This window comes from Pseudomonas sp. PA-4-8C, from assembly GCF_021606625.1.
Classification (GTDB): Bacteria; Pseudomonadota; Gammaproteobacteria; order Pseudomonadales; family Pseudomonadaceae; genus Aquipseudomonas; species Aquipseudomonas lactis.
Genome location: NZ_WKCD01000275.1, coordinates 1 through 7,351 on the forward strand (window position 1 = coordinate 1; position 7,351 = coordinate 7,351).

7 protein-coding genes are annotated in these 7,351 nt (G+C 60.7%); 3 read left to right on the forward strand and 4 right to left on the reverse strand.

What is annotated here, in order from left to right; translation table 11 throughout:
* Positions 1-1,393: bifunctional diguanylate cyclase/phosphodiesterase (locus GIW04_RS25585; protein ID WP_236479315.1), on the forward strand; the 1,393-nt coding region annotated here is incomplete at its 5' end.
* Here the strand turns inward: GIW04_RS25585 and GIW04_RS25590 are convergent.
* The 4 genes from GIW04_RS25590 to GIW04_RS25605 all read right to left on the reverse strand — a co-directional run bounded on the left by GIW04_RS25590 (position 1,390) and on the right by GIW04_RS25605 (position 4,171).
* Positions 1,390-1,761, reverse strand: coding sequence for a hypothetical protein (locus GIW04_RS25590; protein ID WP_003190138.1), 372 nt, complete (start codon positions 1,759-1,761; stop codon positions 1,390-1,392). The genes GIW04_RS25585 and GIW04_RS25590 overlap by 4 nt on opposite strands.
* Positions 1,758-2,096, reverse strand: coding sequence for a helix-turn-helix domain-containing protein (locus tag GIW04_RS25595; protein ID WP_003190136.1), 339 nt, complete (start codon positions 2,094-2,096; stop codon positions 1,758-1,760). The genes GIW04_RS25590 and GIW04_RS25595 overlap by 4 nt, the downstream gene beginning before the upstream one ends.
* Before the next feature lie 97 nt (positions 2,097-2,193).
* Positions 2,194-2,649, reverse strand: a complete 456-nt coding sequence (locus GIW04_RS25600) for a YkvA family protein (RefSeq protein WP_120247754.1) — start codon at positions 2,647-2,649, stop codon at positions 2,194-2,196.
* Positions 2,650-3,430: 781 nt separating this feature from the next.
* Positions 3,431-4,171 (reverse strand): FKBP-type peptidyl-prolyl cis-trans isomerase, encoded by a 741-nt coding sequence (locus GIW04_RS25605; RefSeq protein ID WP_005786709.1) that lies wholly within the window; start codon positions 4,169-4,171, stop codon positions 3,431-3,433.
* A 247-nt stretch (positions 4,172-4,418) separates the two neighbouring features.
* Between GIW04_RS25605 and GIW04_RS25610 the strand changes: the two genes are divergently transcribed.
* Both GIW04_RS25610 and GIW04_RS25615 read left to right on the forward strand, forming a co-directional pair.
* Positions 4,419-6,227, forward strand: a complete 1,809-nt coding sequence (locus GIW04_RS25610) for a di-heme-cytochrome C peroxidase (RefSeq protein ID WP_120247753.1) — start codon at positions 4,419-4,421, stop codon at positions 6,225-6,227.
* Between the two features lie 29 nt (positions 6,228-6,256).
* Positions 6,257-7,351, forward strand: a 1,095-nt coding sequence (locus GIW04_RS25615) for a catalase family protein (RefSeq protein ID WP_236479316.1), incomplete at its 3' end; no start/stop codon positions are given.

The window sequence follows — 7,351 nt, forward strand, 5'->3', positions numbered from 1 at the left end:
CACCGAGCAGGCGCCCACCGACGATTTCGCGCTGTTGCAAACCGCCTTGCACCACTACCGCGACATGGGTTTTGCCATCGCACTCGATGACCTGGGCGCCGGTTATTCCAGCTTGCGCTTGTGGTCGGAACTGCGCCCGGACTACGTGAAGATCGACCGGCATTTTATCGACGGCATTCACCAGGACGCCCTCAAGCGCGAGTTTGTCGGCTCCATCCTGCAGATCGCCAAGGCGTCCCGCGCCCAAGTGATTGCCGAAGGCATCGAGTTGCCGGAAGAACTGGCGGTATTGACCGAAATGGGCGTCGACCTGGTCCAGGGCTACCTGCTCTGCCGCCCTCAGGAACAGCCCCCGCAGGAAGCGCGCCTGATGCTGCCCAAACCGGATAACGCCATGCTGGCCCTCAATGATGAAGGCAGTGACCTGAGCGCCCTGCTCAATGAGCAGCCCGCCGTGGATCAAGACACCGCCACCGCCCAAGTGCTGGAATCGTTCCGCCGCCAGGCCAACCTCAACTCGCTGGCGGTGTTGGACGGCTGCGGTCGACCGGTCGGCATTGTGCACCGGCATTCGCTATCGGACGCGCTGCTCAAGCCATTCGCGACCGACTTGTTCGCGCGCAAACCCATCAGCCGCTTGATGAGCGATGATTTTTTGGCGGTGGAACTGAGCCAGTCCTTGCAGCAGGTCAGCCGCTTATTGACCAGCCGCGCACGACAACGCATCGAAGAGGATTTCATCATCACCCTGAACGGTGATTATCTGGGGCTGGGCCGGGTTATCGACGTGCTCAAATTGATCACCGAACTGAAAATCCAGCAGGCCCGCTACGCCAACCCGCTGACCTTGCTGCCTGGCAACGTGCCGATCCAGCAGTGCCTCACTAGGCTGTTGCAGCAACAGCGCGAGTCGGTGATCTGCTATGTGGATATCGACAGTTTCAAGCCGTTCAACGATATCTACGGCTACGGGCGCGGGGATGAAGTGCTGCTGTGCCTGGCGCAGTGCTTGAACGATCGGGTAGACCCCAGCCGCGACTTTGTCGGGCACATTGGCGGCGATGACTTTCTGCTGGTGTTGGGCCCGCAGGATTGGCGCAAGCGGCTCAACCAATTGCTGGACGATTTCCACACCCAATGCCGGCGCTTCTACCGCGCTGAACACCTTGAGGCTGGGTGCTTCGTGGCCCTCAACCGCCAGGGCGCGCGCCAGGAATTTGCATTGCTGTCGCTGTCCATCGGCGTGGTGCATTTGTATCCACAGGCCTGTGCGCAACTCGATGCCAGCCAATTGGCAGAGCTGGCTTCACAAGCCAAGCACCATGCCAAGGATGTTGCGGGCTACAGCATCCACGTGATCGACAGCATGGACACCTGCTCCCAGGCGCTTTAGGCCTCGGCAGATTCCGGGTACTCGTACTCGAACACCCGCACCACTTCGGATGCATGCCAGGACGCAGCGGCCACACCATCGGAAGGCCCGCTGAACCGCCCCAGGCGCTCCACACACTCAAAAAAACCGGTGCGTGGCAGGCGGCTCGCGCCCTGGCTGATCACCAGGGAACTGCGCAGCGGTTGCTCCGCCTTGGCATCCAGCGCCGCCAGGTGCTCCAGGGCCGCAGCCAGGGTCTGCATGGCCGGCGTGGGGAATTGCAGGCGCTCCAGCAGCGCACGATACGTCAGCAAATGGCGCTGGCGACGTGCCTGGTCCAGTTCATTGATTAACCCATCCCAGTGTTGACGGCTGATACGTAGGCTCAAGACTCATCCCTCCAACCTGCAACGCCCAATTCCCAGGCCAGGCTGCGGCGAATGGCGGCATCCGGCTGGCGTTCACCACTTTCTATCAATCCAAGATACGAAGGGCTGATGCCCACGGTACGCGCCAGGGCCTCGATTGCCAGGCCCTTGGCCTCACGCAGGCCGCGCAGGGCTGCAAGCGGGCGCAGGTCCTGCTCGGAGGCGGTGGGTGCAACAGAAGGAGAAGCGCGTGGCGGTTGCAACTGACCGGCGGCTTTTAGCAGCGCCTGGTACTGGTCCCATGGCAACACCGCATACTCGGGTTCGCCATCGCGTGAAATGATCTGGATATCCATGACTGCCCCGTAGGATAAAAACACTTACTAAGTAAGTTATTTCCTTAAGAGTGTAATCCTAACAGCCACGAAGGTCGCCGGGGGATACCAGGCATCATTAGTTTTTTTGCGGGTTTTCCCGGGCCAACAGCTCAGGCGTCGCAGGCAGGCGCTCAACCACCGCAAGTTTTTCCGGACGTTGCGCATCGCGCCAGGTACGAAAGGCGCTCAGCTCGCCGCCCAGGGTCTTCATGACCCACGCCAGCACGGCGATGTCGTCGAGCATGCCGAACATGGGAAGAAAATCCGGAATCGCATCAATCGGGCTAAGAAAATACATCAGCCCCGCCACCACCGAGATCAACGCCTTAGGGCTGATCGCACGGTATTCGCCGCGCCAGTAAGCCAGGCACAGGGCCTGCAGCAACTTGAGATCATCCTTGAGCTGGCCGAGCCGATTGCCCTGGCTTGAGCCTTTGGCAGCGACGGCAAACAGCAAGGTTGGCAAACGCCCACGACCGAGCAAGCGCGCGGCCATAGGCAGGAAACGGGTGAAATTGAACGGTGGTTTCATAGGGCACTCCAGTTCCAGGCGACATAAAAGGTTATCCACACAAATTGTGGATAACCTTGTGAACAGAGCCTGTTTTATCGGCTGAAAGCCACGGACTACAAGGCCTACAGTCAGATCGGGCGTTTTTTGCGCACATAAAAAAAACCCAAGAATTCATTGACTTGGCATGTATGTGCGGCTACCCGTGCTCGAGTCTTATATCAGACTGTGTCCGATTGCGGACGTTCGTTTGGATTTGCAGAGGCTTCAACGTAGGGGCTGGCTTGCCTGCGATTGCCATAAGTCTCTACACAACACTACAGGCTGTAGCAGCCAACGCTAACCACGATGCGAAGCGAGCCGCTCTTGATCTGCTTGTGATCTTGATCTCAAGCGCCCCGTTAAACCACGCTGGCCGAACGCAGGCTTGAATCCGTGGGTAACACCCGGCAGGACGCCGGGTTAGCCGTCCTGGGCCAAGGATGGCCCATGACGGCGGCCCACGGATTCAAGCCGGAGTGAGGGCACACCGAGCCCAAGCGAGGTGCCGAGTGGTGGGGCAAGAGCGTTTTGCTTACTTTGGCCTGGGCCGGCATTCCGGCTTTTGCAAAGTGAGCCGCCGTCAGGGCGGAACCCTAAGTGGCCGTTACCGCAGCAATGGATATGTACACCATCCAACTGTGTTGACTGCCAAGCCGCCTTCGCGAGCAAGCCCGCTCCCACAGGGAATTTTGCGTCGTTTGACCAACGCCGAAAACAACAACGCCCCGTCGAGACGGGGCGTTGTATGTTCAGGCGCCGATTACTTCTTGGCGGCTGGTGCAGCAGGTGCGTCAGCCGCTTCTGCCTTGGCTGGGTCCTTGATGCCCAGCAGTTCCAGGTCGAATACCAGCACGGAGTTCGCTGGGATCGCCGGGCTCGGGCTCTGGGCGCCGTAGGCCAGGTCGGACGGGATGTACAGCTCAACCTTCTCGCCCACGTGCATCAGTTGCAGGCCTTCGACCCAACCCGGGATCACGCCGCTGACCGGCAGGTCGATCGGGCTACCGCGATCTACGGAGCTGTCAAAGGTGGTGCCGTTGGTGAGCTTGCCGGTGTAGTGAACAGTCACCACGTCGGTTGGCTTAGGCTGGGCGCCGTCGGCCTTCTTCACGATCTTGTACTGCAGGCCGGAAGCGGTGGTGACGACACCGTCTTTCTTGGCGTTGTCTTCGAGGAATTTCTTGCCAGCGGCTGCCGACTCTTCGCTCATTTTGGTCATGCGTTCTTCAGCACGCTTTTGCAGTGCGGCAAACGCTTCAACCAGCTCATCGTCCTTGAGCTTCTGCTCTTTCTTGCCTACGGCATCTTCGATGCCCTGGGCAACAGCTTTGGAGTCCAGGTCGTCCATGCCTTCTTGGGCAAGGCTCTTGCCCATGTTCAGGCCGATGCCGTAGGAAGCTTTTTGCGCCGGGGTTTTCAGCTCTACGCTGGTCTGCGAATCACAACCCGCAAGTACCAGGCTAACCAGGGCCACCGCCGCCGCCAACCGATGCTGTTTCATGCTATTTCCTTGTTCATGCGCCATAAGGGCATTCGAATAAAGTCGCGAGCTTATCAGGCGGCCACGACCAATGGCTACCGGCATGTGAGCAGGAAACTTCTGATAAGTTCACGTGTTTAAAAGCATTTCCATTTATCATGGGGCCCCGCGACGGATCGCGGGACCGCCTGATAGCGGGCCAATTGCTACTTGCCGCACCTGTGGCGCAGTGGCATAACAACGCGACAATTCGACAAGGATAGTTATCTTGCGCATTTTTTCCCGTGTTTTACTCCTGATACTGATCGCACTGGGCCTGATTCTGGCCGTGGTGCTCTACTACACCCTCAACCCAAAGCTGCCGGACTACGTTCCAGTAAAGCAGGTGCACTACCAGGAGCAATGGAGTGCCGCCGACCGCCAGACCTACTACTTCACGCCCCAGGGCACCCAAGTAAAAGGCCTGCACTACGACTGGTTCACCGCCCTGGAGCTGCCGTTCTCCGAGCAACGCTTTGCCGCGCCGGAATACCTGGCGCGCTTCGGCTTCCTGGTCGACCCCAAGCAGACGGCCACCGCGCAAAACCCTGGCAACCTGCCGGTAGGGTTCGCCCGGCACCAGAACGCCGACAGCAAGGCTCAGTACCTGGATATCACCTGTGCGGCCTGCCACACCGGCGAATTGCACTTCAAGGGCCAGGCCCTGCGCATCGACGGCGGCTCGGCGCAACACGTGCTGCCCTCCAGCGTTCCCACGTTGCGCGGCGGCAGTTTCGGCCAGGCCCTGGTCGCCAGCCTGGCCGCTACCTATTACAACCCATGGAAGTTCGAGCGCTTCGCCCACAAGGTGCTGGGGGATCAGTACGATGCTCAGCGCGATCAACTGCGCACGGACTTCAAGCAATCGTTGAACCAGTTCCTCAAAGTCGCCTGGAATGACACCCATCGCGGCCTTTACCCCACCGAAGAAGGCCCGGGCCGTACGGATGCCTTTGGGCGCATCGCCAACGCCAGTTTTGGCGACGCTATTTCCCCAGACAATTATCGCGTCGCCAATGCGCCGGTGGACTACCCGCAGCTGTGGGACATCTGGACCTTCGATTGGGTGCAGTGGAATGGCTCGGCCCAGCAGCCGATGGCGCGCAACATCGGCGAAGCCCTTGGCGTAGGCGCGACCCTGGCGTTCTTCGACGCAGCCGGGCAACCGCTCAAAGGCGATGCCCGCTACCCGTCCAGCGTACGGGTGCGCGACCTGCACCTGATCGAAGAAACCCTGCAACGGCTCAAGCCGCCGACCTGGCCGCAAGACTTGTTCGGGGCCATCGACAAACCCCTCGCCGCCCAGGGCCGCACACTCTTTGCCGAGAACTGCGCCGGCTGCCACCTGCCCACCGTTACCCAAGAAAACGGCCGCCCGGTGCAGCAGTTGAAAATGCTGCCGGTGGACTACATCGGCACCGACCCCGGCACGGCCAACAACATTGCCGACCAACGCTACGACCTCAGTGCCCTGCAATGGGACCCGGCCGAACTGGCCCGGCTCAATGTCGAACTGCACCCCACCCCCACCGCGCCGATGGACCTGAAAAAAATGTCGGTGGCCCAGGGCCTGGCCTATGTCACGGCCTTCGTCGAAGAGGATGCCTACCGTGCGGCCGGCGTCACCCCGGCCGAGCGCCCAGGCCTGGACGGGTTCGGCCTGCCCATCGGCGTGCGCGAGTTGCGTGCCTACAAGGCGCGGCCGCTGGCCGGCGTATGGGCCACCCCGCCGTTCCTTCACAACGGTTCGGTGCCGACGATCTACCAACTGCTCTCGCCCCAGGACGAACGCAGCACCACCTTCTATAAAGGCACCTTCAACTACGACCCGCGTCACCTGGGGTTTGAGACCATCGCCTTCAAGAATGCCTTCCTGTTCGATACCAGAATCACCGGCAACCACAACAGCGGCCACGAATTCCGTGCCGGCGAGCGTGGCAATGGCGTTATCGGCCGTGGCCTGCTGCCGCAGGAACGCTGGGCGCTGCTCGAATACCTCAAAGTGCTGGGCGGCCCTCTGGAGCAACAACTGCCATGATTATCCGATCGCAAAACAAGGACCGCTCCATGCTTGCTCGTCTCTGGCTGCGCCTTGGCGCCTTTGTGGGTAAAACCCTGCTGTGGCTACTGGGCCTGGGCCTGCTGGGGTGGGTGTTGGCCACGGCCTGGTTCGCCTGGCAGCACAGGGGCCCGGTGTCGGTGAAGGAACAGATCCCGCCGGGTGAAGCGGCGATGACCCAAGGCATCATCCAGACCGCCGTGCGCATCGTTGACCAGCATCGCGAAGGCACTCGCTACCTGCGTGATGCCCATGCCAAGGCCCATGGTTGCGTGAAAGCCGAGGTCAGCGTTCTGGCGGATCTCGACCCGGCCTTGCGCCAGGGCGTGTTCGCAGAACCAGGCAAGACCTGGCAGGCGACAATGCGCCTGTCCAACGGCAACGCCTACCCGCAATTCGATAGCATCCGCGATGCCCGCGGCATGGCGATCAAGCTGTTGGATGTGCCGGGCAAGCAACTGATGGCCGACCAGCAAGCGCGCACCGAGCAGGATTTCGTGATGTTCAGCCACCCGAACTTCTTTGTCAGCGATGTCGCGGAATACGCGCAGAACATCGGTGCGCAAGCGGATGGCAAGAAGGTCCTGGCATTCTTTCCCAAGCTCGACCCACGCAGTTGGCAAGTGCGTCACCTGTTTATCGCCCTGGCAACCCTGGCGCCCGCACCGGCCAGCCCGACGCAGACGACTTACTTTTCAGTGTCGCCCTACAAGTTTGGCACGGCCAACGCCAAGTTTCGCGTCGCGCCCGACCCGCAAAGCTGCCCGGATTACGTATTACCCAAACAGAACCAGGACCTGCCCAACTTCCTGCGCAGCGCGCTCAACCAGCAACTGTCCACCGATCGTGTAGATGCGTGTTTTGTGCTACAGATCCAGCGGCAAAACCCGCAGGCGTTCATGCCCATAGAAGACACCAGCATCGAATGGAAGGAAAGCGACGCGCCGTATGAAACCGTGGCCAAGGTCAGGATTCCCGCTCAGGGCTTCGACACGCCGGCGCAGAACCTGGCGTGCGATAACCAGTCGTTCAACCCCTGGTTCGGTTTGGAAGCGCACCGCCCCATCGGCGGCATCAACCGGCTGCGCAAAGCGGTGTACGAA

Coding starts and splice junctions, on each gene's coding strand:
- GIW04_RS25595 (WP_003190136.1), bottom strand. CDS start 2,096: ATGGATATCCAGATCATTTCACGCGATGGCGAACCCGAGTATGCGGTG.
- GIW04_RS25600 (WP_120247754.1), bottom strand. CDS start 2,649: ATGAAACCACCGTTCAATTTCACCCGTTTCCTGCCTATGGCCGCGCGC.
- GIW04_RS25605 (WP_005786709.1), bottom strand. CDS start 4,171: ATGAAACAGCATCGGTTGGCGGCGGCGGTGGCCCTGGTTAGCCTGGTA.